General features: G+C 65.4%; 26 protein-coding genes. 9 read left to right on the forward strand and 17 right to left on the reverse strand.

Annotated elements, in window-relative coordinates; translation table 11 throughout:
* Positions 1 to 92: 92 nt before the first annotated feature.
* The 6 genes from J2Y55_RS03565 to J2Y55_RS03590 all read right to left on the reverse strand — a co-directional run bounded on the left by J2Y55_RS03565 (position 93) and on the right by J2Y55_RS03590 (position 5,406).
* Positions 93 to 1,205, reverse strand: coding sequence for an S-(hydroxymethyl)glutathione dehydrogenase/class III alcohol dehydrogenase (locus J2Y55_RS03565; RefSeq protein ID WP_310147648.1), 1,113 nt, complete (start codon positions 1,203 to 1,205; stop codon positions 93 to 95).
* Between the two features lie 46 nt (positions 1,206 to 1,251).
* A complete protein-coding gene (locus J2Y55_RS03570; protein WP_310147650.1) occupies positions 1,252 to 1,536 on the reverse strand; it encodes a metal-sensing transcriptional repressor in 285 nt (94 codons plus the stop codon).
* A 150-nt stretch (positions 1,537 to 1,686) separates the two neighbouring features.
* Positions 1,687 to 2,589, reverse strand: a complete 903-nt coding sequence (locus tag J2Y55_RS03575; RefSeq protein ID WP_310147652.1) for a hypothetical protein — start codon at positions 2,587 to 2,589, stop codon at positions 1,687 to 1,689.
* A 177-nt stretch (positions 2,590 to 2,766) separates the two neighbouring features.
* Positions 2,767 to 3,336: an NUDIX hydrolase gene (locus tag J2Y55_RS03580; protein ID WP_310147654.1), complete on the reverse strand. Its 570-nt coding sequence runs from the start codon at positions 3,334 to 3,336 to the stop codon at positions 2,767 to 2,769.
* Positions 3,337 to 3,364: 28 nt separating this feature from the next.
* The gene (locus tag J2Y55_RS03585; protein ID WP_310147656.1) at positions 3,365 to 4,402 is read right to left on the reverse strand and encodes a DUF3616 domain-containing protein; all 1,038 of its coding nucleotides are present in this window, start codon (positions 4,400 to 4,402) and stop codon (positions 3,365 to 3,367) included.
* A 32-nt stretch (positions 4,403 to 4,434) separates the two neighbouring features.
* Positions 4,435 to 5,406, reverse strand: coding sequence for an alpha/beta hydrolase (locus J2Y55_RS03590; RefSeq protein ID WP_310147657.1), 972 nt, complete (start codon positions 5,404 to 5,406; stop codon positions 4,435 to 4,437).
* Between the two features lie 425 nt (positions 5,407 to 5,831).
* On the opposite strand from J2Y55_RS03590, the gene J2Y55_RS03595 reads away from it, so the two are divergent.
* Together J2Y55_RS03595 and J2Y55_RS03600 are read left to right on the forward strand one after the other, a co-directional pair.
* Positions 5,832 to 6,155: an ArsR/SmtB family transcription factor gene (locus J2Y55_RS03595; protein ID WP_092168837.1), complete on the forward strand. Its 324-nt coding sequence runs from the start codon at positions 5,832 to 5,834 to the stop codon at positions 6,153 to 6,155.
* Complete coding sequence (locus tag J2Y55_RS03600; RefSeq protein WP_310147660.1) at positions 6,152 to 6,562, forward strand: SRPBCC family protein; 411 nt, start codon at positions 6,152 to 6,154, stop codon at positions 6,560 to 6,562. Before J2Y55_RS03595 ends, J2Y55_RS03600 begins: the two co-directional genes overlap by 4 nt.
* 120 nt (positions 6,563 to 6,682) lie before the next feature.
* On the opposite strand, the gene aceB is transcribed toward J2Y55_RS03600, so the two are convergent.
* On the reverse strand, positions 6,683 to 8,293 hold the full coding sequence (aceB, locus tag J2Y55_RS03605; RefSeq protein WP_310147662.1) for a malate synthase A: 1,611 nt from the start codon (positions 8,291 to 8,293) through the stop codon (positions 6,683 to 6,685).
* 318 nt (positions 8,294 to 8,611) lie between these two features.
* On the opposite strand from aceB, the gene J2Y55_RS03610 reads away from it, so the two are divergent.
* Positions 8,612 to 9,913: a pilus assembly protein TadG-related protein gene (locus J2Y55_RS03610; protein ID WP_310147664.1), complete on the forward strand. Its 1,302-nt coding sequence runs from the start codon at positions 8,612 to 8,614 to the stop codon at positions 9,911 to 9,913.
* A 263-nt stretch (positions 9,914 to 10,176) separates the two neighbouring features.
* A complete protein-coding gene (locus J2Y55_RS03615) occupies positions 10,177 to 11,424 on the forward strand; it encodes a TadE/TadG family type IV pilus assembly protein (protein WP_310147666.1) in 1,248 nt (415 codons plus the stop codon).
* An 82-nt stretch (positions 11,425 to 11,506) separates the two neighbouring features.
* Here the strand turns inward: J2Y55_RS03615 and J2Y55_RS03620 are convergent, their stop codons facing one another.
* The 3 genes from J2Y55_RS03620 to ygfZ are packed head-to-tail and all read right to left on the reverse strand — an operon-like array spanning position 11,507 to position 13,616.
* On the reverse strand, positions 11,507 to 12,109 hold the full coding sequence (locus J2Y55_RS03620; RefSeq protein ID WP_310147668.1) for a YfbR-like 5'-deoxynucleotidase: 603 nt from the start codon (positions 12,107 to 12,109) through the stop codon (positions 11,507 to 11,509).
* Positions 12,110 to 12,111: 2 nt separating this feature from the next.
* Positions 12,112 to 12,735, reverse strand: coding sequence for a DNA-3-methyladenine glycosylase I (locus J2Y55_RS03625; RefSeq protein ID WP_310147670.1), 624 nt, complete (start codon positions 12,733 to 12,735; stop codon positions 12,112 to 12,114).
* Complete coding sequence (gene ygfZ / locus J2Y55_RS03630; protein WP_310147672.1) at positions 12,732 to 13,616, reverse strand: CAF17-like 4Fe-4S cluster assembly/insertion protein YgfZ; 885 nt, start codon at positions 13,614 to 13,616, stop codon at positions 12,732 to 12,734. The genes J2Y55_RS03625 and ygfZ overlap by 4 nt, the downstream gene beginning before the upstream one ends.
* Positions 13,617 to 13,768: 152 nt before the next feature.
* Here ygfZ and J2Y55_RS03635 point away from each other — a divergent pair, with 152 nt between their 5' ends.
* Positions 13,769 to 15,112, forward strand: coding sequence for a dihydroorotase (locus J2Y55_RS03635; protein ID WP_310147674.1), 1,344 nt, complete (start codon positions 13,769 to 13,771; stop codon positions 15,110 to 15,112).
* On the opposite strand, the gene J2Y55_RS03640 is transcribed toward J2Y55_RS03635, so the two are convergent.
* Complete coding sequence (locus tag J2Y55_RS03640; protein ID WP_310147676.1) at positions 15,051 to 15,965, reverse strand: LysR family transcriptional regulator; 915 nt, start codon at positions 15,963 to 15,965, stop codon at positions 15,051 to 15,053. The genes J2Y55_RS03635 and J2Y55_RS03640 overlap by 62 nt on opposite strands.
* 112 nt (positions 15,966 to 16,077) lie before the next feature.
* On the opposite strand from J2Y55_RS03640, the gene J2Y55_RS03645 reads away from it, so the two are divergent.
* The 4 genes from J2Y55_RS03645 to J2Y55_RS03660 all read left to right on the forward strand — a co-directional run bounded on the left by J2Y55_RS03645 (position 16,078) and on the right by J2Y55_RS03660 (position 19,478).
* Positions 16,078 to 17,067 (forward strand): NAD(P)H-dependent flavin oxidoreductase, encoded by a 990-nt coding sequence (locus J2Y55_RS03645; RefSeq protein ID WP_310147678.1) that lies wholly within the window; start codon positions 16,078 to 16,080, stop codon positions 17,065 to 17,067.
* A gap of 138 nt (positions 17,068 to 17,205) precedes the next feature.
* Positions 17,206 to 17,625: a YciI family protein gene (locus J2Y55_RS03650; protein ID WP_310147680.1), complete on the forward strand. Its 420-nt coding sequence runs from the start codon at positions 17,206 to 17,208 to the stop codon at positions 17,623 to 17,625.
* 83 nt (positions 17,626 to 17,708) lie between these two features.
* On the forward strand, positions 17,709 to 18,134 hold the full coding sequence (locus J2Y55_RS03655) for a YciI family protein (RefSeq protein ID WP_310147682.1): 426 nt from the start codon (positions 17,709 to 17,711) through the stop codon (positions 18,132 to 18,134).
* A 66-nt stretch (positions 18,135 to 18,200) separates the two neighbouring features.
* On the forward strand, positions 18,201 to 19,478 hold the full coding sequence (locus tag J2Y55_RS03660; protein WP_310147685.1) for an RNA polymerase sigma factor: 1,278 nt from the start codon (positions 18,201 to 18,203) through the stop codon (positions 19,476 to 19,478).
* 59 nt (positions 19,479 to 19,537) lie between these two features.
* Here J2Y55_RS03660 and J2Y55_RS03665 read toward each other — a convergent pair whose 3' ends face one another.
* The 6 genes from J2Y55_RS03665 to pdxH form a co-directional block, all read right to left on the reverse strand.
* Entirely contained in the window at positions 19,538 to 20,128 is a 591-nt protein-coding gene (locus tag J2Y55_RS03665; protein ID WP_310147687.1) for an acyloxyacyl hydrolase, read from the reverse strand.
* A gap of 190 nt (positions 20,129 to 20,318) precedes the next feature.
* A complete protein-coding gene (locus tag J2Y55_RS03670) occupies positions 20,319 to 20,588 on the reverse strand; it encodes a hypothetical protein (protein WP_069692920.1) in 270 nt (89 codons plus the stop codon).
* A gap of 182 nt (positions 20,589 to 20,770) precedes the next feature.
* Positions 20,771 to 21,199: a TIGR02301 family protein gene (locus J2Y55_RS03675; protein WP_310147691.1), complete on the reverse strand. Its 429-nt coding sequence runs from the start codon at positions 21,197 to 21,199 to the stop codon at positions 20,771 to 20,773.
* Positions 21,196 to 21,693 (reverse strand): NUDIX hydrolase, encoded by a 498-nt coding sequence (locus J2Y55_RS03680; protein WP_310147693.1) that lies wholly within the window; start codon positions 21,691 to 21,693, stop codon positions 21,196 to 21,198. Before J2Y55_RS03680 ends, J2Y55_RS03675 begins: the two co-directional genes overlap by 4 nt.
* The gene (locus J2Y55_RS03685; protein ID WP_092168821.1) at positions 21,690 to 22,412 is read right to left on the reverse strand and encodes an SDR family NAD(P)-dependent oxidoreductase; all 723 of its coding nucleotides are present in this window, start codon (positions 22,410 to 22,412) and stop codon (positions 21,690 to 21,692) included. Before J2Y55_RS03685 ends, J2Y55_RS03680 begins: the two co-directional genes overlap by 4 nt.
* Positions 22,413 to 22,477: 65 nt before the next feature.
* Entirely contained in the window at positions 22,478 to 23,092 is a 615-nt protein-coding gene (pdxH, locus tag J2Y55_RS03690; RefSeq protein ID WP_310147695.1) for a pyridoxamine 5'-phosphate oxidase, read from the reverse strand.
* Positions 23,093 to 23,147 lie beyond the last annotated feature (55 nt).

Here is a 23,147-nt window from a genome sequence, read left to right on the forward strand (position 1 = left end):
TCCTTGGGCCGACCATCGGTCGGACCCGAGGGCGCTGCCCCGGAATGACGTGGTGGTTCAGTGCGTCATGGATGCGGCTAAAGAACGGCCGCTCAGTACACCACGACCGACCTGATCGACTTGCCTTCATGCATCAGGTCGAAGCCGTGGTTGATCTCGTCCAGGCTGAGCTTGTGGGTGATCAGGTCGTCGATGTTGATCTTGCCCTCCATATACCAGTCGACGATTTTCGGCACATCGGTGCGGCCGCGCGCGCCGCCGAACGCGGTGCCCTTCCAGACACGGCCGGTGACGAGCTGGAACGGGCGCGTGGCGATCTCCTTGCCGGCCTCGGCGACGCCGATGACGATCGATTCACCCCAGCCGCGATGACAGCATTCCAGCGCCTGCCGCATCACATCGGTGTTGCCGGTGGCGTCGAAGGAGAAATCCGCACCGCCGCCGGTGAGATCGACGATCGCCTGCACGACCTTGTCGTTGCCGACCTCCTTGGGGTTGATGAAGTCGGTCATGCCGAACTTCTTGGCCATCTCGACCTTGGCCGGGTTGATGTCGACGCCGATGATCTTGTCGGCGCCCACCATGCGCGCGCCCTGAATGACGTTGAGGCCGATGCCGCCCAGCCCGAAGACCACGACATTCGCACCCGGCCAGACCTTCGCCGTATAGATCACCGCGCCGATGCCGGTCGTCACGCCGCAGCCGATATAGCAAATCTTGTCGAAGGGCGCGTCTTCGCGGACCTTCGCCAGCGCGATCTCGGGCAGGACGGTGAAATTCGCGAAGGTCGAGCAGCCCATATAATGGAACACTTCTCCGCCATCGCAGGAGAAGCGGCTGGTGCCGTCCGGCATCACGCCCTGGCCCTGCGTGGAGCGGATCGAGGTGCAGAGATTGGTCCGCCGCGACAGGCAGGACTTACAGCTGCGGCATTCCGGTGTGTAGAGCGGGATGACATGGTCGCCGGGCTTCAACGAGGTCACGCCCGCGCCGATCTCGCGCACGATGCCGGCGCCCTCATGGCCGAGGATCGCCGGGAACTTACCCTCGGAATCCAGGCCCGACAGCGTGTAGGCGTCGGTGTGGCAGATGCCCGTCGCCATAACCTCGACCAGCACTTCGCCGGCCCTGGGGCCGCCGATTTCAATGGTCTCGATGGTCAGTGGCTTGCCCGCTTCCCAGGCGACGGCGGCGCGTGTCTTCATCGGATGTGTCCTTCTTTTGCGGTTTTTGCTTTTTTGGTTCTTGCAGTCATTTCAGATAGGGGCGGATGGCGCGCATGATCTGCGCGATCTCCACCTCGCCGTCTTGCGGCGCGGTCTTTCCGCTCGCTCTTCCCAGCATGGTTTCGCGCAGATGGCTTTCGAGAACCTCGGCCATCAGCCCGGTCGCCGCGCCGCGCAGCGCCGAGAGCTGCTGCAGCAGCGCGCCGCACGCATCGCCGCGCTCGACCGCGAGGACGAGCGCATCGGCCTGCCCTCTGATCCGGCGCAGCCGGGCGATGGCGCGCTTCTTCTCTTCGGGTGTATGCGGCATGCGACCAAGATACTGGGGTGGAGTATAGAGGGCGGACGCTAGTATGGCCCTGGCGAGCGTGTCAATGCCGTCCCCGCGGACTCAAAATGAAAACGGCGGCCGCGTTGTCGGGGCCGCCGTTCGGAGAGTGCGTGGAAATGGCTCGATCGCTCAGAAGCTGTAGGCGGCTTTCACCTTGACCAGATGTTGGCTGAAATTGGTCAGGTCGAGGTCGCCGGGCTGGCCCTTGGCCTTGCCGGCCACCTGGATATTGTAGGCGGCCGAGAGCGCGAGCTGCTTGGTCGCCTGCCAGTAGACGCCGGGGCCGGCGAACGTCGCGTAACCGGCCTCGGTGCCGAAGCCGAGATCGTTGTAGCGGCGCTGATGGCGCACTTCGCCGCTGAGATAGATGCCGTCCACAGCCTGCCAGGCGAGCGAGGCGCCCAGGGTCAGCGTCGAGCTGCGGCCATAGGGGCTGGGGCCCGTCCAGGTCAGGTCATGCGAGACATTGAGCGCGGCGTAGAGCTTGCCGGGGATCAGCGTTTTGTCGGCGAAGAGCCGGATGCCGGTGTTGTAGCCGGTGAAGCGGCTGGCGCCGTCGGGATCTGTGCTGTTGACGCTGGGGTCGATCACCACGGTCAGGCCGATGCCGTGCAGGTCACGACCGAGCAGCTTGTATTTCATCTCGACGCCGGCACCGTAGCTCGTCGCATCGGCGCTGACGCCGCCGAAGGACGCGTTGGTCACGCCGCCAAGCAGGTAGGGGCCGACTTCGAAGCAAGGCAGCAGGCCGTAGGAGCCCTGAAGCTGGGCGCTGTGGCTGTTGAGCGTGCCGCTGCGCGTGCCGTACCCGCCGCCATAGGTCAGACTCGGGCCGAAGGAGCCCTTATCGGCCACATCCGAGCCGGTGGTGAAGCCGAAAGCGTCGGTCGGGATGCCCTCGCTCTCGCTGCAGGCGGACAAGGTGGCCGGAATCGCCGGCGCGCCCTTGCGCGAGGGCAGGTCGGCGGCGAGCGAGACGGTTGCGGCAGCGGCCGAGCCGAGCAGGGCGAGAGCGACGGATCTGAACGACATGGGCGGGTTCCGGTTGAGGTGAGAGACCCTTATGCAAATGCGAATGATTTGCAACATCTGATTCCGCGACTATCTAGCGAAATCAGGATGCCTGAGCCGGAAAGACTGCGCGAGAGCCGGCAATGGCCGGGTTGCGCAATGCGAGGGCATGTTGCGCTGCGGCAACATGGGCTTGCGTCAGCGTGGCGTCATGGCGATGAGCCGGTCATGGACCCGCGGCGCGATCGCAGCAAGCTCCGCCACGGGTTTCCAGGCCGCAGCATGGACCTCCTCGATCTGCGCGACCAGCGCCAGCGCCGGGTCGGCGAGGAAGAGATATTGCAGGTCGTGATGGACATGGTCGGGCTCGCGGCGCGCAGGCTTGCCGGGCACGTCATGGCTGTCGATGGCGAAAGGCAGGTCGCCGCCCTGGTGCCAGGGATGCAGCGCCAGCTCCTGGACGCCTGTCTCCTCGACCGCCTCGCGCGCCGCCGAATGGTGGAAGGCCTCGGCCTGCTCGTAATGGCCGCCGGGCTGGAGCCAGCGGCCGATCACGACATGGTCGATCAGCAGCACCTGGGCGTGGTCGGGCGAGAGCACGATGGCGCTGGTGGTGAGATGGCCGGGCATGGTCGCACGCTCCTCGAGCGCATCGCCTCGCGCGATCTGCCAGCGCAGCAGCGCCAGATGCTCACGTGGGGAGGCAACTTCGGTGCGATAGCGCGCGACGATCGATGACAGGCGGTCGAGGAAGGATAGAGCGGTCATGCCTCCGCTCTAGCCGATTCTCAGGCTGTCAGGGCAAGGGCAGGCGGTATTCCTCGAACTTGCCGTTCTTGGGACCGTCATAGCCGATCAGGACGGTCAGTCCGGCGGCGTCCTCGCCGGTGACGACGAGTGCCTCGGCCTTGGCGCTGTCGCGGTTGCGCAACCTGCCCAGCTCCCGCACCGCTCCGGGCCGCGCCGGATCGATGAGCATCACCGCATAATCCAGATCCTGCTCTTGCGCCGGGCCGGCCAGAGCGAGCAGCCGGCCATCCTTCAGGGCTGCGAGATCGCGGAAGCCGCGCTGGCCTCCGAGCGGGACTGCAACAAGCCTGGGCTCGCCGCGCGCCGGTTCGTGTCCGGTCGCGAACAGGTCGGCGAGGCTCGCGCCGACGAGGAAGGCCTTGCCGTCGAGCGAGGGCGCGCGCAGGCCGGCCCAGAGCCGGTCTCCGGCAACAGCGATCGCCTCGACATTCATGCCGTTGGCGCTCATCAGATCGCGGCCGAAGAAGCCGCCGGCGGAGCCTGCCCGGCGCAACAGGTCGCTCAGGCGATAGGTCAGTTCGGGCGCGCCCTCGGCTCGGCCATTGGCGTCGACCTTGATGCGGGCGAGATGGAAGGCCGAAAGCCGGAACTGGCCGGAGTGGCGCGAGCAGCCATGCGAGCCGGCGACATAGAAATGGGACGCGGAAAACGCGACGCTCTCGCCATCGAGATCGCGGAACTTGCCCTGTTCGGGACAGGCCACGGCTGGCGGAGCGCCGAGTGTGGCTGGCGATGGAGCGTCGCCAAGCAGCGGCACGCTCTCGCCGGGGGTGAGGGCGCCGTCACGGAGCGTCGCGAATTGCGCCGCCGTGTTCTCGTCATTGATCAGCAGGCAGCGCTGCTTGCCGTCGCGCGCCGGCATGCAGGCCATGCCGCTGACGTCATGGGCCGGTTTGCCGGGCTTCTTGCCGGCGAAGTCACTGGTGACCTCGATGCGACGCAAGGGCTGCAGCGTGTCGGCCAGGGCGGGCGAGGTCGCGAGCAGGGCGCTCGCGAGCAGTGTGCAGAGCCGCAGATGCCGCATGATCCGTTTTCCCTCGGGGTTCACAACAGCCTCTAGCCCTCCAGCCAGGATTTCATCACGCGCCAGAAGGCGAAGCGCTGCTTGCTCGAGACCAGCGTATGCGCTGCGCCTGGAATGATGGTGAGCTGCTTGTCGCCATTGGGCAGTTTCTTGAAGAAGTCGCAGATGTCGTCCATCGAGGCGATGCCGTCATATTGCCCACTGATCATCAGGACCGGCGCGGTGACGCGGTCGGGATGAACCACCGGCAGATTGACCGTCATATCGAGATAGGTGCCGGCGGGCACGCTGTCGCCGAAGGGCAGTTCGGCCTTGATGAAGGCGTCGATCACGTCCTGGTCGGTGGTGTCGGGCTTGTCGCGGGTGAAGATACTGTTCAGCATGCCGGCATCGCGCGGGCGGCGATTATGGGTGCGGAAATACTCCGCCTGCTCGGCCCGCTTGCTGAGCGTGCCAGAACCCTGGCCGGTATAGGTGAAGGCCTGCAGCACCAGCCGCCCGACGCGGTCCGGCCGCGCCATCGCATAGGCGCCGACGCGTAGCGCACCGGAGCTTTCGCCCATCATATGCATGCGCTCCTGGCCGGTCTCGCGGCGCACGAGGTCGCCTGCGACGATCAGATCCGCGACGCCGCTGGCGATGTCGGAATTGCCTGTTGTACGCGTGGATTTGCCATAGCCCTCATGGTCCATGGTCCAGACGTCATAGCCCCAGCGCGCGGCGACATTCATCAGCGAGATGTCGTCGCGCCCGGGAATTGTCAGGTCGTATGTCGGCCGGCCCGAAGCCGAGGAGCCATGCACGAAGAACAGCACGGGCAATGGCTTGCCGCCCGGCGGCCCGACGCGCTTGCGGTAGATCGCAAGCTCTACGCCGGGCGCTTTGGTGGCGCTGTATTCAGCGCTCCAGATCGCGGCTTCCTCGGCCTTTGCGCCCTGGCTGTCGAGCGACGAGGCCAGACCGCCAAGGGCCGCCCCCTGAAGCAGCGTGCGACGGTGAAGCATATGCGACCCTCCCGGAGCCCGATCTTGATTTCGGTCAGAGTAGGAGGGCGCAGGCGGAGGCGACAAGCGGAGCTGGGTGGTTTGCGATCACCAATGCGAGATTGGGCAGCCGCGGTTTGATGTTCGGGCTGTGAGCTGACCGCTGCTCCATCGTCATTGCGAGCGCAGCGAAGCAATCCAGAGGACGTAGAGCGAGCCCTCCTGGATTGCTTCGCTGCGCTCGCAATGACGGCAAGGCCATCACGCCACTGGTTCGGCGGCCTACACCTTACCCTCCGCCCTCTCGGTCATGCTCGGGCTTGTCCCGAGCATCCACGTCTTGCACCCAAGCCCCGACAGGCCATCGAAGCGCCTTCTCCCTCGGTTGACATACTCATAACTCTCTGGTTATTGATCGAAACAATAACCAACGAGTTATGGATTCGATGCCGGACAGCCACGACATGCTCTTCAGGACACTCGCCGACCCGACCCGGCGGGCCATTTTCGAGCGGCTGTGCCGTGACGGCGAGCAGACGGTCGGGGCCCTGACGGCTCGGGCCGGCGTCTCGCAGCCGGCGGTGTCGAAACATCTGGGGGTGCTGAAGCAGGCCGGGCTGGTGCGAGACCGCCATCAAGGTCGCCAGACGCATTACTGCGCGCAACCTGGCGCCCTGACCCCGCTGATCGATTGGACAAGCCAGATGGCCGGATTCTGGGAAGCCCGTTTCGACGATCTCGAAGACCTGCTGAAGAGGATGGACCAATGACCGAAACATTGACTGAGATCCGCTCCGTCGTTGTCGAACGGGAGCTCTCTCATCCGCCGGAAAAGATCTGGCGCGCACTCACGCAGCCGCAATTGATTGCGGAGTGGCTGATGAAGAACGACTTCAAGCCTGTCATGGACCACCGTTTCAACCTTCGCGCCGATTGGGGCGCTGTCGACTGTCAGGTCCTGGCTATCGAGCCGAACAGGGCGCTGTCCTATAGCTGGGGCGCTTACGGCCTCGAGAGTGTCGTCACCTGGACGCTGACCCCGACGCCCGGCGGGACTCATCTGCGCATGGAGCAGTCGGGCTTCAGGACCGATCAGCTTCAGGCCTATCAGGGCGCCAAGGCCGGGTGGCCGCGCTTCCTCCAGGAGCTGGAGCAGCTCCTGGCCCGGATGGACTGAAGTCAGCCGGAACGGAGCAAGGCGAAGGACGAGCCTAGCGGACAGGGCCGATGATCGGCACCCGACTGATAAATCGAAGCGCCGCCTCGCAGCGGCGCTTCGATCTCTTGGCAGCGGTCCTCACAATTTCCCATAAGCCGGGACGGTCAGGAACTCCTCGAACTCCGGCGCGAGCGAGAGCTGCGAGAACAGTGCGATCGCCTCGGGGAAGCGGCCCTTGTCGTAGGCTTCGGCTCCCAGCTCGCCCTTGACGCGCTCCATCTCCTCGGTCAGGCAGCGCTTGAACAGATCGGCGGTGACTTTCGTGCCGCCATCGACCTCGACGCCGTATTGCACGAACTGCCAGATCTGGGCGCGGCTGATCTCGGCAGTCGCGGCGTCCTCCATCATGTTGTAGATCGGCACCGCGCCGCGGCCGCGCAGCCAGGCTTCAAGATATTGCACGCCGACGCGGATGTTCTCGCGGAAGCCCTCTTCCGAGCGCGTGCCCTGATGGACTTCCAGCAGGTTTTCGCGGCTGACCTGAACATCCTCGCGCAGCTTGTCGAGCTGGTTGGCCTGCGGCATCAGCCGGTCGAACACCTCCATGGCGACGGGAACGAGGTCGGGATGGGCGACCCAGGTGCCGTCATGGCCGTCGCCGGCCTCGCGCTCCTTGTCGGCCTTGACCTTGGCGAAGGCTGCGGCATTGGCCTCAGGATTGTTCTTGACCGGGATCTGGGCCGCCATGCCGCCCATGGCGAAGGCGCCGCGGCGATGGCAGGTCTTGATCAGGAGCAGCGAATAGGCGCGCAGAAACGCCTTGGTCATCACGACCTGCGAACGGTCGGGCAGGACGTAAGCCGCATTGCGGGCGAGTTTCTTGATGAAGGAGAAGATGTAGTCCCAGCGGCCGCAATTCAGGCCCGCCATATGGTCCTTCAGCTCGAACAGGATCTCGTCCATCTCGAAGGCGGCCGGCAGGGTCTCGATCAGGACGGTCGCCTTGATCGTTCCGACCTTCAGGCCAAGCGCGTTCTGGGCTGCGACGAAAACGTCGTTCCAGAGGCGGGCCTCGAGATGGCTCTCGAGCTTGGGCAGGTAGAAATAGGGGCCCGAGCCCGCTGCCAGCGCAGCCTTGGCGTTGTGGAAGACATAGAGGCCGAAATCGACCAGCGAGCCCGAAGCGATCTCGCCGTCGATCTCGATATGCGCTTCCGGCAGATGCCAGCCGCGCGGGCGGATGATCAGGACAGCCGGCTTGTCCTTGAGCTTGTAGGCCTTGCCGGTGGTCTTATCGGTGAAGTCGATCCGGCCGGCCCAGCGATCCCTGAGGTTGAGCTGGCCCTCGATCATATTGGCCCAGACCGGCGAGGAGGCGTCCTCGAAATCGGCCATGAAGACTTTTGCGCCCGAGTTCAGCGCGTTGACGATCATCTTGCGGTCGACCGGGCCCGTGATCTCGACGCGGCGGTCGGTGAGATCCGCGGGGATGGGGGCGACCTTCCAGTCGCCCTCGCGGATATGGCGGGTCTCGGCCAGGAAGTCGGGCGTTTCGCCGGCGTCGAAGCGCTTCTGGCGCTCGGCGCGCAGGCTGAGCAGACGCTTGCGCGTCTCGTTGAAGCGGCGCTGCAGGTCGGCGAGGAAGGCGAGCGCGTCGGGCGTGAGGATCTCGTCGAAGCGCGGGCCGAGCGCGCCCTTGATGACGACGCCCTTGGGCAGGCCGAGGCCGTTGGCTTGAGATTGCGACATGGTCTTCTCCCTGCGGGCGAATGCTGCCAGCATCATGTCGCAGTGCTCTCCTTCTCGAAATCCGGAAAAGAGACGGATCACCTTTCTCGATTTGGAAAGAATGTCTTTGGTCGCGCGCTGGTTCCCGCATGTTGCGCGAGAGGGCTCTTTGGGTTGTTTTGTCTTATAAATTCTCGTATAAGTTGTGTTGCCGCAACGTTATTTGCAGCATCTGCGAGATAGGGGCGAATTCCTGTGATCAATTTTAGCGATTCGTAAGGTCCCGGACGCCATCGCTTTTCCGGCCGAATGCGGCGCAAGGTTGAGAGGTGGCGGGCGATGGAGCGGATCAAGGTCGGGGCGACGCGATTCATGTCGCTTTGCGCGGGTTTTGCTAGGGACCGCTCGGGCAATGTCATGATGTTGTTCGGTCTCAGCATGATCCCGGTCCTCGGGCTGGTCGGCGCGGCGGTCGACTATTCCCGCGCCACCACGATGCGCACCATGCTGAACGCGGCGATCGATTCCGCCGCGCTGATGGCCGCGCGCGACGCGGCGAAGCTGACCGACGCGCAATTGCGTGACCGCGTCAATGGCTGGATCCGCGCGAACCTGCATGGCGACGCCGCGGATGGGTTCAGTGGCGCCACGATCGCCATCGACCGCACCGGCCGCACAATCAACATCAGCGCCACGGCGAGCCTGACGACAAGCCTGACGCAATTGATCAGCCAGAACGCCGTCCAGATCAGCAGCAGCAGCCAGTCGTCATGGGGAACCAACACGATCGAGCTCGCTTTGGTGCTCGACAATACCGGCTCGATGGCGTCGTCGGGCAAGATCGACGCGCTGAAGACCGCTTCGCTCGATCTCCTGAAGATCATGAAGGATGCGACCTCCGAGACGGACCAGATCAAGATCTCGATCGTGCCGTTCTCGACACGGGTCATTCTCGATACGAGCAACAAGGACGCGAACTGGCTGCGCTGGGATCAGTCGGTCACCACCTGCAGTAATTGGTGGCCCTATCCCTGCACGACCACGACCATTTCTAAATCGACCTGGCAAGGCTGCGTGGCCGACCGCGACAAATCCTACGATGTCCAGGACGGCGATGGTGGCGGCACCAATGGGAGCGCCTATCCGGCCGATTTCTGCGACGCCTATTCTCCGTCGACCCAGGCGAAGGTCATGCCGTTGACGAGCAATTGGGACGCTCTGACGCAGCGCATCAATGCGATGACGCCGGTCGGCGCGACCAATGTGACGATCGGCGCGGCCTGGGGCATGGCGACCCTGAGCCCGGGCACTCCCTTTGCCGAAGCAAAACCGCTCACCACGCCGCGCCTGAAGAAGTTCATGATCCTGCTGACCGATGGCGACAACACCAAGAACCGCTTCGAGGGGGATGGCTCGACCTCGAATCCGAACATCGATGCGCGCACCAAGCTCGCCTGCGCCAATGCCCAGACTGCAGGAATCGTCGTCTATACCGTTCGCGTCATGGATGGGAACCGGGACCTGCTGAAGGCCTGCGCCTCCGACGCCGGCAAGTATTTCGAAGTGACGGCTGCCTCGCAGCTCAGCCCGATCTTCAAGCAGATCGCCAGCGAGATCAGCGCGGTGCGCCTGACGATGTGATCGTCAGGTCGCTGGCGTGTCTCGAAAGGATGAGACCGTGTCTCCGAAAGCTTGCGATCTATTCTGATTGTGTAGTTCTGGAAATACGCTCTATAGTTGTATAGCCAACGATTTCTTCACTGCATTTGCGAGATAGAGGCCAGTTCCGATAGTCGATTTTATCAATTCGTAAGTTCCGGAGCTCATCGCTGCACAAGCCGAATACGGCTTTTGGGTTGTGGGATGCCAAGTCGATGATGCGGATCGGGTCCTTGCGTCAGGTCATGCGATCGTTTCGGTCCGATCGAAGCGGCAACGTGCTCACCCTGTTCGCGATCGCGCTGGTGCCGATCCTCGCGCTGGTGGGCGGGCTGATCGACTACACCGAGGCGGCGAACGCCAGGATCCAACTCAATGCGGCGGCGGATTCGGCGGCGCTCGCGGCCGTCTCGCAAGCGGCGATGCTGAAATCGATCGCCGATTCCAAGGCCGATGCAGAGAAGATCTTTGACGCCAATGCCGTCAGCTACAAAAGCATGCTGGTGAGCCGGACCGTCGAGATCACCAATGTCGGGCTGAGCCGTTCGGCCAAGGTCGTCTACAGCGCGAACTACCCGACCTATTTCGCCAGCTTCGTCGGTCAGGGCAAGGTCGTGGTCTCGGGTACATCGAGTGCCGCAGGAGCGCGTGCGCCCTTCATCGACTTCTTCCTGCTGCTCGACAATTCACCCTCGATGGGCGTGGCCGCGACGACGAGCGACATCGCTGTGATGGTGGCCAAGACCTCGGACCAATGCGCCTTCGCCTGCCATCAGATGGATAAGGCGACCAGCGACTACTACACGCTTGCCAAGTCGCTTGGCGTGCAGATGCGCATCGACGTGGTGCGCCAGGCCTCGCAGCAACTGATGGACACGGCCAAATCGACCGCGACGCTGACCAGCCAATATCGCATGGCGACCTACACCATGGGGGCTTCCTGCAATGGCAAGACGCTGACGACGATCCAGTCGATCACCTCCGATCTCACCGCCGCGAAAGCCTCCGCGGCGGCCATCGACCTGATGACAATTCCCTCTGCGGGATACAACAACGACCAATGCACCGATTTCGACGCGACGCTGACGAGCATGAACGCGGTGATCAGCAATCCGGGCGACGGATCGAGCGCGGCCTCGCCGCAGAAGGTGCTCTACTTCGTTTCCGATGGTGTCGGCGACTTCTATAATCCGAGCGGCTGCTCGGAACCGACGACCGGCGGGCGTTGCCAGGAGCCGATCGACACCAGCTTCTGCAAGACGATCAAGGATCGCGGCATCAAGATCGCGGTGCTCTATACGACCTATCTGCCTTTGCCGACGAACAGCTGGTACAACACTTGGATCAAGCCGTTCTCGGCCAAGATCCCGACCAATATGCAGACTTGCGCATCGCCGGGCCTCTATTTCGAGGTCAGCCCGAGCCAGGGCATCGCGGAGGCGATGAACGCCCTGTTCCAGCGCATCGTGACCAAGGCCTATCTGTCGATGTGAAGGGCGGCGACTGATCTAGCTCTTTGTTTTAACGCGTTTTCTTCACGCGAACCGGTGCCCACTTCGCTCGAAAACGCTCTGGCTAGGCGCCGGAAAGCTCCACAAAGCGTGCGAGGAAACGCGCCTGGGCGGTTTCGGTGTCGAGCGGGTCGAGCCAGGCCATGACCGCGCGCGGCAGCGCCTGGGGCCGGCCGAAGAAGCGCAGCGCCTCCTCCCGTGCGAAGCCGGCAAGCTCGGTCGCCTCGAAGAAGGCGGCGACCATATCGGCCTCCTTGGTCTTGCGCTTGAGCACGGCCGGCGTCGTCCCCGGCAAGGCGAAGCGCAGATGGATCGCGGTCAGCAAGCGCAGCTCCACGCTCTTATAGGCGTCGCCCATCACCACCTTGAACGGCGAGATCATGTCGCCGATGACGTATTCCGGTGCGTCGTGCAGCAAGGCCATCAAGCGCCAGGCGTCTGACCAGTCCGGGTTGAGATGGCTGGCGATCGCCTCGACCAGCAGGCTGTGCTGCGCCACCGAGAAGGAATGGGCGCCGTGCGTCTGGCCGTTCCAGCGGGCGACGCGGGCGAGGCCGTGAGCGATGTCCTCGATCTCGATATCGAGCGGGGAAGGGTCAAGCAGGTCGAGCCGGCGGCCCGACAGCATGCGCTGCCAGGCGCGCGGCGGAGCGGGGGGCTTGGCCATGCTCAGGCCGCCGGACGGGTATCGCGTGCCAGCACGGCGCATTCCTGCCAGCGGAAGCAGCCGGTGAGATGGTCGTTGACCAGCCCGCAAGCCTCCATGAAGGCGTAGACGATGGTCGGGCCGCAGAAGGTGAAGCCGGCTTTCTTCAATTCCTTGGCCATAGCCTCGGAGATCTTCGTTTGCGTCGGCACCGCCTCATGGGTGCGGAAGGCGTTCTGGGTGACGCGGCCGTCGAGATGCTTCCAGAGGAAATCGGCGAAGGGCTCGCGCTCGCTGATGGCGAGATAGGCGCGCGCGCTCTTGATTGCGCCCTCGATCTTGCCGCGATGGCGGATGATGCCGGGGTCGGCGAGCAGGCGCAGCACGTCGGCCTCGGTGAAGCGTGCGATCGCCTCCGGTTCGAAATTGGCGAAGCCGGCGCGGAAAGCGTCGCGCTTGCGCAGGATGGTGATCCAGGCGAGCCCGGCCTGGAAGCCGTCGAGGATCAGCTTCTCGAACAGGGCGCGGGAATCATATTCCGGCACGCCCCATTCGGTGTCGTGATAGGCGAGGTAGAGCGGGTCGGTTCCCGGCCAGACGCAGCGGAATTTCCCGTCCGGCCCTTCGACGGCGGCGCGCCCGCTCATGCGGCTGCTCCGAAGTCCGGTTCGCCGGGGAAGGGGAAGTGGATGAAATCGGGTTTGGCCAGAACGAAGGCGAGGCCGCCGCCATTGAGCGTCAGGCCTTCGGAGAGCGCATCCGCGACACGGTCGAGCCGGAGCATGGCAAGCCCGCGCCCCTTCGCGCCCGAGCCGATGCGCCCGAGCGTCTTGGTCCCGGCCGTCGCCTCGGCCCCGGTTTCGCAGGCGATCCCTTCGGTGAAGACCACCGGCACGATGCGGGTGCGCGCCGTGCCACGATGCTGCATGCGCGAGACCACCTCCTGGCCGATATAGCAGCCCTTCTTGAAGGAGACGCCGCCGAGCTGGTCGAGCAGCGCTTCATGCGGGAACGCGTCGCCATAAGCGAAGTCCCTGCCGCCATCGGGCACGCCCAAGGCGATCCGCCTGGCATGATAGGCCTCTGCATCGTCGGCCGCGATCTCCTCGACGCCGGCGCGGTCGGTGATGGCGCGCTGGCCGAGCGCGGGCAAGCGCGGATCGGCATAGACGAGGCCTGAATCTTCCGGCAGGGGCGCCCCGTCGGTCGAGGCGATGACGGCGCTGGCCTCGCTCAGATCGTCGAGCGTGACCTTGGCGCGCAGCTTGTAGAGTTTCAGGCGTTTCATCAGATCAGTGGTCTGGAGCAGCGGAACGTCGAGCAGGAAGCCGCCGCCATCCTCATGTGACAGCGCGACGATGAAGAAGTCGCAGATGATCTTGCCTTGCGGTGTCAGCAGCGCGCCGTAGCCGGCTCGCTCCGGCGTGACCGGATCGAGATCGTTGGTCACGAGGTTCTGCAGGAAATCGCGGGCATCCTCGCCGCTGACGCGGATGACGCCGCGATCGATCAATCGGGTTGCGGACATGGGCAGCCATTCCAGTTCTCAATTCCCTGTCGGGGCTCGTCAGCCGAAAGGGATCATTGTGCCACCCGAAAGCTGTTTCCGCTTCCGAGATGGCGAGTCTGTGGATAGGTAGGCCGCATCCGCCCTTTGCTCAACTGCCCCGGAGACAAGCCATGCCGCAGACCTACGATGTCATCCTCAAGGGCGGCACAGTGGTGAACCAGGATGGCCGCGTTGCGCGCGACCTCGGCATCACCGGCGGCAAGATCGTCGCGCTCGGCGATCTCTCCCGCGCCTCTGCCGCTGAGACCGTCGATTGCACCGGCCTGCATATCCTGCCTGGCGTGATCGATTCACAGGTGCATTTCCGCGAGCCGGGGCTCGACCATAAGGAGGATCTGGAGACCGGCTCGCGCGCCGCCGTGCTGGGCGGCGTCACCACCGTCTTCGAGATGCCCAACACCATTCCCCAGACCACGGACGAGGCGGCGCTCGCCGACAAAATCCGGCGTGGGCGCCACCGCATGCATTGCGACTTCGCCTTCTGGGTTGGCGGCACGCATGAGAACGCCAGGCATGTCGCCGAGCTGGAGCGCTTGCCCGGCGCTGCCGGCATCAAGGTGTTCATGGGTTCCTCGACCGGCGATCTCCTGGTCGAGGACGACAAGGGCGTCGCCGAGATTCTGAAGCGCACGCGCCGCCGCGCCGCCTTCCACTCCGAGGACGAGACCATGCTGCGCGAGCGCATGGGCCTGCGCGTCGCGGGCGATCCGTCGAGCCACCCGGTCTGGCGCTCGCCGGAGGTGGCGCTGACCTGCACGCAGCGGCTGGTGCGCATCGCGCGCGAGACCGGGGCGCGCGTCCATATCCTGCATATCTCGACCGCCGAGGAGATGGACTTCCTTCGGGATCACAAGGACGTCGCCACCGTCGAGGTGTTGCCGAATCACCTGACGCTGGTTGCGCCCGATTGCTATGAGCGGCTCGGCACCTATGCCCAGATGAACCCGCCGATCCGCGACGACGGCCATCGTCAGCGCATCTGGTGGGGCGTTGAGCAAGGCATCGTCGATGTGCTCGGCTCCGATCATGCGCCCCATACGCATGAGGAGAAGCGCCACGCTTATCCCGCCAGCCATTCCGGCATGCCGGGCGTGCAGACGCTGGTTCCGATCATGCTCGACCATGTCAATGCCGGCAGGCTTTCGCTGGAGCGCTTCGTCGATCTGTCGAGCCATGGTCCGCAGCGCATCTTCGGGCTTGAAGGCAAGGGCCGGATCGCAGCCGGCTACGACGCCGATCTCACCATCGTCGATCTCAAGCGCCGGGAGACGATCACCAATGAGTGGGCCGCCTCGAAATGTGGCTGGACGCCCTATGACGGCGTCACCGTCACCGGCTGGCCGGTCGGCACCTATGTGCGCGGGCAGAAGGTGATGTGGGAGAGCGAGATCGTCACGCCAGCTCAGGGTGAGCCGGCGCGCTTCCTGGAGGCGCTGCCGCGTCAGGTTGCATGAGGCCGAGGAAGCGCTGCAAGGCGCGGCTCTCATAGGCGTCGCGGCGGCGGATGAAGAGCGTCGTCACGGCGCCTTCATCGCCATCGATTGCGTGCCAGCGCAGGGTCTCGCGCTGGGCCGACTGCATGAACACCGCCTTGGGCAGCAAGGTGATGCCGACGCCGGCGGCGACGCAGCCGAGAATGCCGTCCAGCGTGCCGAATTCGAGCCGGGCATAGGAGGGCAGGCCGAGGCGCGCCAGCACCTGCTCCAGACGCTGGCGATAGGAGCAGCCTGGGCGGAAGGTCAGCACGCTCAGCCCGGTCGAGGCGCTGCGCCGGAGGGCGTCGAGATCGTCGATCGCCTCCGGGGTCACCAGCCCCAGCGTCTCCTCGAAGACCGGCAGGGCTGCGATCTCGTCATGCTGGATCGGGCCTGCCACGAAGGCGCCGTCGATCTCGCGGCGCAGGACGCCCTCGACGAGCTGCGCGGTCGGTCCGGTCTGGAGGCTCAGGCGCACGGCGGGCCAGGCCTGGTGGAACGCTGCCAGCAGCGGCGGCAGGCGGATCGCGGCGGTCGTCTCCATCGAGCCGAGCTGCAGGACACCTTGCTCGGCCGCGTTGTCGCGCGCCGCGACCTTCGCCTCCCGGAGCAGCGAGAGCACGCGCTCGGCATAGGGCAGAAGGCGCAGGCCAGCTTCTGTCAGCGCCATGCCACGGCTGTGGCGCTCGAACAGTGCGAGGCCGATCTCGTCCTCCAGCGCCTTGATCCGCATCGTGACATTGGACTGGACCGTATGGATTTCCCGCGCTGCCGCGGAGATGCCGCCGGAGCGAGCCACGGCGGTGAAAGTGGTCAGTTCGTTGAGATCCATCGATCGGCGTTCTTGTTTCCAGATGGCTACAATCTTAACAATTCATTTTAGCAGAACGATAGGGTGATCTAGCCTCGCTGTCGACCGGAAGCCTGCGGCGAGGACCGACATCATGACAATCACGACTCCTCTGACCCGGATGCTCGGCGTCAGGCATCCCATCCTGCTCGCAGCTATGGATCTCGTAGCTGACGCTAGGCTGACGCGCGTGGTCTCGGAGGCCGGCGGCTTCGGTATTTTGGGCGGCGGTTATGGCGACGCCGCCTGGCTGGGCAGGGAGCTTCCCAAGCTGGTGGAGGCCCGCGAGGCGTCACCCTTTCGCTTCGGTGTCGGCTTCATCACCTGGGGGCTGGCCAGGCAGCCGGAGCTGCTCGATCTCACGCTCGCCGCCAAGCCCGACGCGGTCTGGCTCTCCTTCGGCGATCCCGAGCCCTTCGCCGGCAAGGTCAAGGCTGCGGGCGCGCGGCTGATCTGCCAGGTGCAGTCGGTCGAGATGGCGCGCGACGCGGTGGCGAAGGGGGCCGACATCATCGTGGCGCAAGGGTCGGAAGCCGGCGGGCACGGCGCGTCGCGCGGCACCTTCGCGCTCGTGCCGGCGGTCGTCGATGCGGTCGGCGACAGGGCGATCGTGGTCGCGGCGGGTGGCGTGGCCGATGGGCGCGGGCTCGCGGCGGCCTTGATGCTGGGGGCCCAGGGCGTCGTCCTCGGCACGCGGCTCTATGCCAGCCTTGAGGCGGCGGGCCATGCGGCGGCGAAGGAGCGCATCGTTGCAGCCTCCGGCGACGACACAGTGCGCGGGCTGATCTTCGACATCTCGCGCCAGAATGTCTGGCCGGCGCCCTTCACCGGCCGCTGCCTGGTGAACGCGCATGCCAAGCGCTGGAGCGGGCGCGAGGTCGCATTGATGCAGACTATCGCGACCGAGGCGCCGAGCTATCAGGCGGCGCGCGAGGCGGGTGATTTCGACATCGCCGCGGTCATCGCCGGCGAAGCGGCGGGGCTGGTGTGCGAGGTCTTGCCCGCCGCGACGATCGTCACCGAGATCGTCGAGACGGCCGAAGCGCTGCTGGCGAACGGGCAGGGCGGTTCGCTCACCCTCTAGGTGCGTCAGAATATTTTCGCCGGAGTTGTCGATCCTGCCCGTGCCCGTTCGACGTGATGTCAGAGAGCGGGTTTTGAAGGTGGCGATAGACGCTCGCCGGGCCTGCCTCCCAAAGCTGAAAATCCAAGGAGAATTCCGATGCGTGTGATGGTTCTGGTCAAGGCCGACAAGGACAGCGAAGCCGGCATCATGCCGAGCGAGGACATCTTCACCAAAATGGGGGCGTATAACGAGGAACTTGTGAAGGCCGGCGTCATGCTGGCGGGCGAGGGCCTGCATCCAAGCAGGAAGGGGTTGCGCATGCGCTTCTCGGGCGCCGAGCGCACGATCACCGACGGGCCCTTCGCGGAGACCAAGGAGTTGCTCGCCGGCTTCTGGCTCTGGCAGGTCAAATCCTTCGACGAGGCGGTCGAATGGCTCAAGCGCGCCCCCTTCGACGGCGGCACCGAGATCGAGCTGCGGCCCGTCTTCGAGATGGAGGATTTCGGGGAGGCGATGACGCCGGAACTGCGCGAGCAGGAAGACCGGCTGCGCGCCGAGATCGAGAGGAAGGGCTGACCGGACCGAAGCCCGCACACCCATTCAACCCGGAAGGCGCGAGGCATCGCCTCCGCCGCTTCCGTCACAAAAGGAGAAAGCCGATGCGTTTCATGGTGATGGTCAAGGCGACGACCGACAGCGAAGCCGGCGCGCCGCCGACCCAGGAACTGCTCGATGCGATGATGGCCTATAACGAGGAGCTCGTGAAAGCCGGCATCATGAAGGGAGGCGATGGCCTGCAGCCGAGCTCGAAGGGCGCGCGCGTGCAGTTCGACGGCGCCAAGCGGTCCGTCGTCGATGGTCCCTTCGCCGAGACCAAGGAGCTGGTTGCCGGCTTCTGGCTCTGGGAGTGCAAGTCGCTCGACGAGGCGATCGCATGGGTCAAACGTTGCCCCAATCCGATGCCCGGTCCGTCCGAGATCGAGATCCGCCCGCTCTTCGACCTGGCCGATTTCGGCGAGATCGTGACCCCGGAGGTCGCGGCGACGTGGGATCGCCTCAAGACCGAGATCGGCGACAAAGGCTGAATCCTTTCCCGCCGGCGGCCGACGCCGCTTGCCAGAGAAGCCCGCTGATGGTGTGTATCGCCCGTCATGTCGGCGAGCGATGCACACCGCGCTATCGAGACGGTCTTCAGGATCGAGGCCCCCAAGCTGATCGGGGGTCTCGTGCGCCTGACCCGCGATATCGGACGCGCCGAGGAACTGGCGCAGGACGCCCTGGTCGCGGCGCTGGCGCAATGGCCGCAGGAGGGCGTTCCGCGCAATCCCGGCGCCTGGCTGATGCAGGCCGCCAAGCACCGCGCCATCGATGCCTTGCGCCGCGACAAGCTGCTTCAGCGCAAGCATGAGGAACTCGGCCACGACGGCGAGGTCGACGCGCTGGCGATGCCGGACCTCGACGCCGCGCTCGACGACGAGGTCGGCGACGACCTGCTGCGCCTGATCTTCACGGCCTGCCACCCGGTGCTTTCGACCGAAGCCAGGCTCGCACTGACGCTGAGGCTGCTCGGCGGGCTGACGACGGAGGAGATCGCGCGCGCCTTCCTCGTGCCCGAGCCGACCATGGCGCAGCGCCTGGTGCGGGCCAAGAAGGTGCTGGCCGATGCACGCGTGCCTTTCGAGGTGCCTCATGGCGCCGAACTGGCGCAGCGCCTCGCCTCGGTCCTAGAGGTGGTCTATCTGATCTTCAACGAGGGTTATGCCGCGACCGCAGGCGATGACTGGGTCCGGCCGGCGTTGTGCGAGGAGGCGATGCGGCTCGGCCGTATCCTGGCGGAGCGCGCACCGCTGGAGCCGGAGGTGCATGGCCTCGTCGCCCTGATGGAATTGCAGGCCTCGCGATTGCGGGCGCGACTCGGTCCCAATGGCGAGCCGATCCTGCTGCTCGACCAGAATCGCGCCCGCTGGGACCAGCTCCTGATCGGGCGCGGGCTCAAGGCGCTGGAACGGGCGCAAAGGCTCACCGGCGCGACGCCCGGCCCTTACCTGCTGCAGGCGGCGCTGGCGGCCTGCCATGCCCGAGCGCGCACGGCCGAGGAAACGGACTGGCGCCGAATCGCCGCGCTCTATGCCGTGCTTGCGGCGATAAACCCGTCGCCGATCGTCGAGCTCAATCGGGCCGTCGCGGTCTCGATGGCGGAGGGGCCGGCGGCTGGGCTGGTGCTGGTTGAGGCTCTGGCCGATGAGCCGGCGCTGCGGAGTTACCATCTGCTGCCGAGCGTGCGCGGGGATCTGCTGGCCAAGCTCGGGCGGTATGGCGAGGCAGCGGCGGCCTTTGACCACGCCGTTACATTGACGCGCAACGCCAAGGAACGCGCCTTGATGGCGGAACGCGCCACGACGGCGCGCAGCGCGGCTGCAACGCTCTAGGCCCTTGTTCTATCGCATTTTCTTCACGCGAACCGGTATCCGCTTCGCTCGAAAATGCTCTAGAAAATATAGCCCAGCTTGAGGCCGTAATTGGTAAGGCCGCGATTGGCGTTGCAGAGGCCGGCATTGGACATGTGCTCGACCGTCGCCATCACCGTCCAATTGGCGTCGAGGCGATAGCCGAGCGAGCCGGCCTCGCGCAGCAGCGGCGTGCAGCCGAGCGCGGCATTGCCCACCGGCACGTAGCGGCCGGTATCGCCATTGTGGAAGGCAACGCCGAAGGCGCCCTCGACGAAGAGTTTCTGGGTGATGTCGAAGGTCCAGGTCAGGCCGCCATAGACATGGCTGGTCTTGCCGGCCGTGTTGAGCGAGCCGCCGAGATGGAAACGCGGAACCAGCAGCGCCAGAACCGGATCGGCCGGCAGGAACGGCTTTACCGAGAGGACTTCGAGATTGAGGTCGACGGAGCCGCTTTCGGGGCTGGTCGGGTCATGCAGATAGGCGCCGCCCCGAATCTCGGAAATCCACATGTCCCGCGCCAGAGAAGGCACGACCGGTGCGAGCGCGACCGTGTCGGCCGCCTGGACTTCCATCGTCAGGCCGGAAAGCAGACAAAACAGCGACAATAGGCAAAGCGTAGCGATACGCATGCTGCGTTACCCTGATCGAATCAGCCCCTGTCTTTCTTCTTTAGACAACGGCGATTCGCGGGCAAACACGCATGTGGCGGCCCGGTTTCAACTTTTTCGGAAGAGTTGCAGTTGTGCCGCAGTCGCAGCAAAGGTTTGCTGCAGGGCAAGGCAGATTGCCCCGCTGCCTCTAAGCCGGATGCTAAGGGGTCTAGTGCCGGGTGCCGCTGGTGAAGGCGCCGCCGCGCACCTTGCCAGGCAGCGCTTCGGCGAAGACGGCGGTGGCCTCCTCGCCATAGGTCTCGACCAGCGTGCGGAAGGCGGCGAAGAGGGCGGCATGGGCCAGCGCGTCGCTGTCGAGCCCATCCTGCTGCGCTTCGTTGAAGGCGTCCTCGACATAGCCATAGGCGACGCGTCTTGCGTCGCTACGGTCCTCGCCCAGGGTGGGATCGAGCGGCAGATCGTCTGGAAAAGTCGACATCGAGGCGGAGACTCTGCGGCTTGGACCTGAACATGCGGCGCGAAGCCCCTTGCGGGAGAATCCGTGCCATCGACAGACGTATAGTCATACGCAAAGCCGGCTCGCGCGGCCACCATCCCCTTTAAGAAAGGTTAACGCAGCCGTGAGAGTTTGTGGTTAAGAGCCGGCTCGTCGAGCTGTAGCTAACCACCATAACGGCCGGCGAGAAGCCGGGCGAGGCGTTCACCTTCGCTTGCCAGACGCGCCGAGGCCTCCTGGCTGCCGTCGGTACAGCTGCGATGCGTCGCCGAATAGGCGCGGAAGCCGCGGTTATAGGCGCTGGTCAGGCGCTCACGGCGCTGCGGCGTGCGGCCTTCGGCGTCGATCAGCGCGGTCATGCGCGCGCGCCAATCCTCAGCCTCCTTGCCGGCGCAAAGGGTGCGCAGATAAGCCAGCGAACCCATGATCTCGGCCAGGTTCAGGAGCTGCGGCTCGTAGGGCGGGGCTGGCGGCTCGCCCGGCTCAGTCGCGGGCTTGGGCGGGTTTGCGGCCGGGCGCTGCGTCTGCGCGGCAGCTTCGCCAAGCGAAAGCGCGACCATGAGGGCCATGGCCAGGGCCGCGCCGCGCCTCATGGGCTGTGTCCGGCATCGCGCCGCAACGCATCGTGCAGCAAGGCCTGGGCGCGCTTGAGTACGTCGCCGAGTTCGCGCGTCGTCGGCAAGCCGCCAAGGCGCAGCGGATCGGCCCACATCACGGCGCCGGCCTCCGGCCCGGTCGTCGGCTCGCCCGAGAGCCACTCGCCGACGAAGGAGGCGACGACGAAATGATGCGTGACGCCACCCTTGGCGTCGCGGCCGAAGATCTCGACATGGCGGTTGAAGCCGAGGATGCGCGCCTTGACGCCGACCTCCTCCTCAAGCTCGCGCAAGGCGGCCTCTTCCAGGGTCTCGCCGGGCTCGACCTTACCGCCCGGCAGCGACCAGAGCTGGTCGGCGGGCGGCTTGGTCCGCGTCGCCAGCAGGACCTTGCCGTCGCGGAACACGGCGACGGAGGCTGCCAGAATCGGCCTTGCCGGCGCCTTGCCAGCTGCTGGAAACCGGATGACCTGGCCGCTATCGCCCGTCACACGTGCTGCCCGCCATTGATGTGGAGCTCGGAGCCCGTGACATAGCTCGAGGAGTCGGTGCAGAGGAAATAGATCGCCTTGGCGACCTCATCGGTCTTGCCGAGACGCTGCAGCGGCAGGGTCGCGACGATCTTCTCCGTGCCGGGCGAGAGGATGGCGGTGTCGATTTCACCGGGCGAGATCGAGTTCACGCGGATGCCGAGCGGCCCGAAATCGGCAGCCATCTCGCGGGTCAGGCTGGCGAGTGCGGCCTTGGAGGTGGCGTAAGCCGCGCCCGCGAAGGGGTGGACACGGGAGCCGGCGATCGAGGTCACGTTGACGATCGCGCCCTTGGCCGTCGTCAATTCGTCGAGCAGGCCGCGCGCCAGCATGATCGGCGCGAAGAAATTGACCTGGAAGACCTGGTGCCAGTCGTTGAAGGAGGTCGTCGCGGCGCCCAGCCGCGCGCCCTTGGGTCCTTTGGGCGAGATCCCGGCATTGTTGACCAGCGCATTGAGCTTGCCGCCCTCGGCGGCCAAGCGCTTCTTGATCTCGGCGATGCCGCGCATCGTGTCTTCGGGGTCGCCGAGATCAATCTGGACGTGATCGGCGGCGCCCGAGGGCCAGGGGCATTTGTCGGAAAAGGCCTGGCGCGAGCAGGACAGGATGCGCCAGCCCGCCATGGCGAACTGCATCACGGTCGCATGGCCGATGCCACGGCTGGCGCCCGTCAGCAGCATGACCGGGCGCTTGCCGGCCTCGGTCTTGGGAAAATCGAATTTTGGCATCGCCATGGAAACTATCCTCAGGGGTAGAGGCGCGTGCGCGACCAGGGCTCTGCTGCCGAGGGGCGGCGGAACACGACGCGATCATGCAGACGGAATGCGCCGTCGCGCCAGAACTCGATATAGACCGGCTCGATCCGGAAGCCGGTCCAATGCGGCGGCCGCGGGATCGTGCCCAGGCCGAATTTCGCAGCATAGCTCGCGACCGCCTTCTCCAGCGCAAAGCGGCTTTCCAGGGGGCGTGACTGCTGCGAGGCCCAGGCGCCGATGCGGCTGTCGCGCGGACGCGACTGGAAATAGGCATCGGCCTCGGCCTCCGTCACCAGCGAAACCGGGCCGCGAATCCGGACCTGCCGGCGCAGGCTCTTCCAGTGGAAGAGCGCGGCCGCCTTGCCCTGGCCGAGCAGCTCCTGCCCCTTCTGGCTTTCGGTGTTGGTGTAGAAGACGAAGCCGTCCGCGTCATAGCCCTTCAGCAGCACCATGCGGCTATTGGGCATGCCCTCGGCGTCGACCGTCGACAGCGCCATGCCGGTGGGATCGTTCGGCTCGGACTTCGTCGCCTCCTGCAGCCAGTCATGGAACAGAGCAAATGGCTCATCCGCCTGGGTGAAGTCACCGGTCGTTAACCGTTCCACGTGCTTAATCCTTGCTGGTTCTAGGTAGGCGTCAGGCGAGCGCGATCTGTGATTT

The organism is Allobosea sp. BE125 (assembly GCF_031456075.1).
Taxonomy (GTDB): Bacteria; Pseudomonadota; Alphaproteobacteria; order Rhizobiales; family Beijerinckiaceae; genus Allobosea.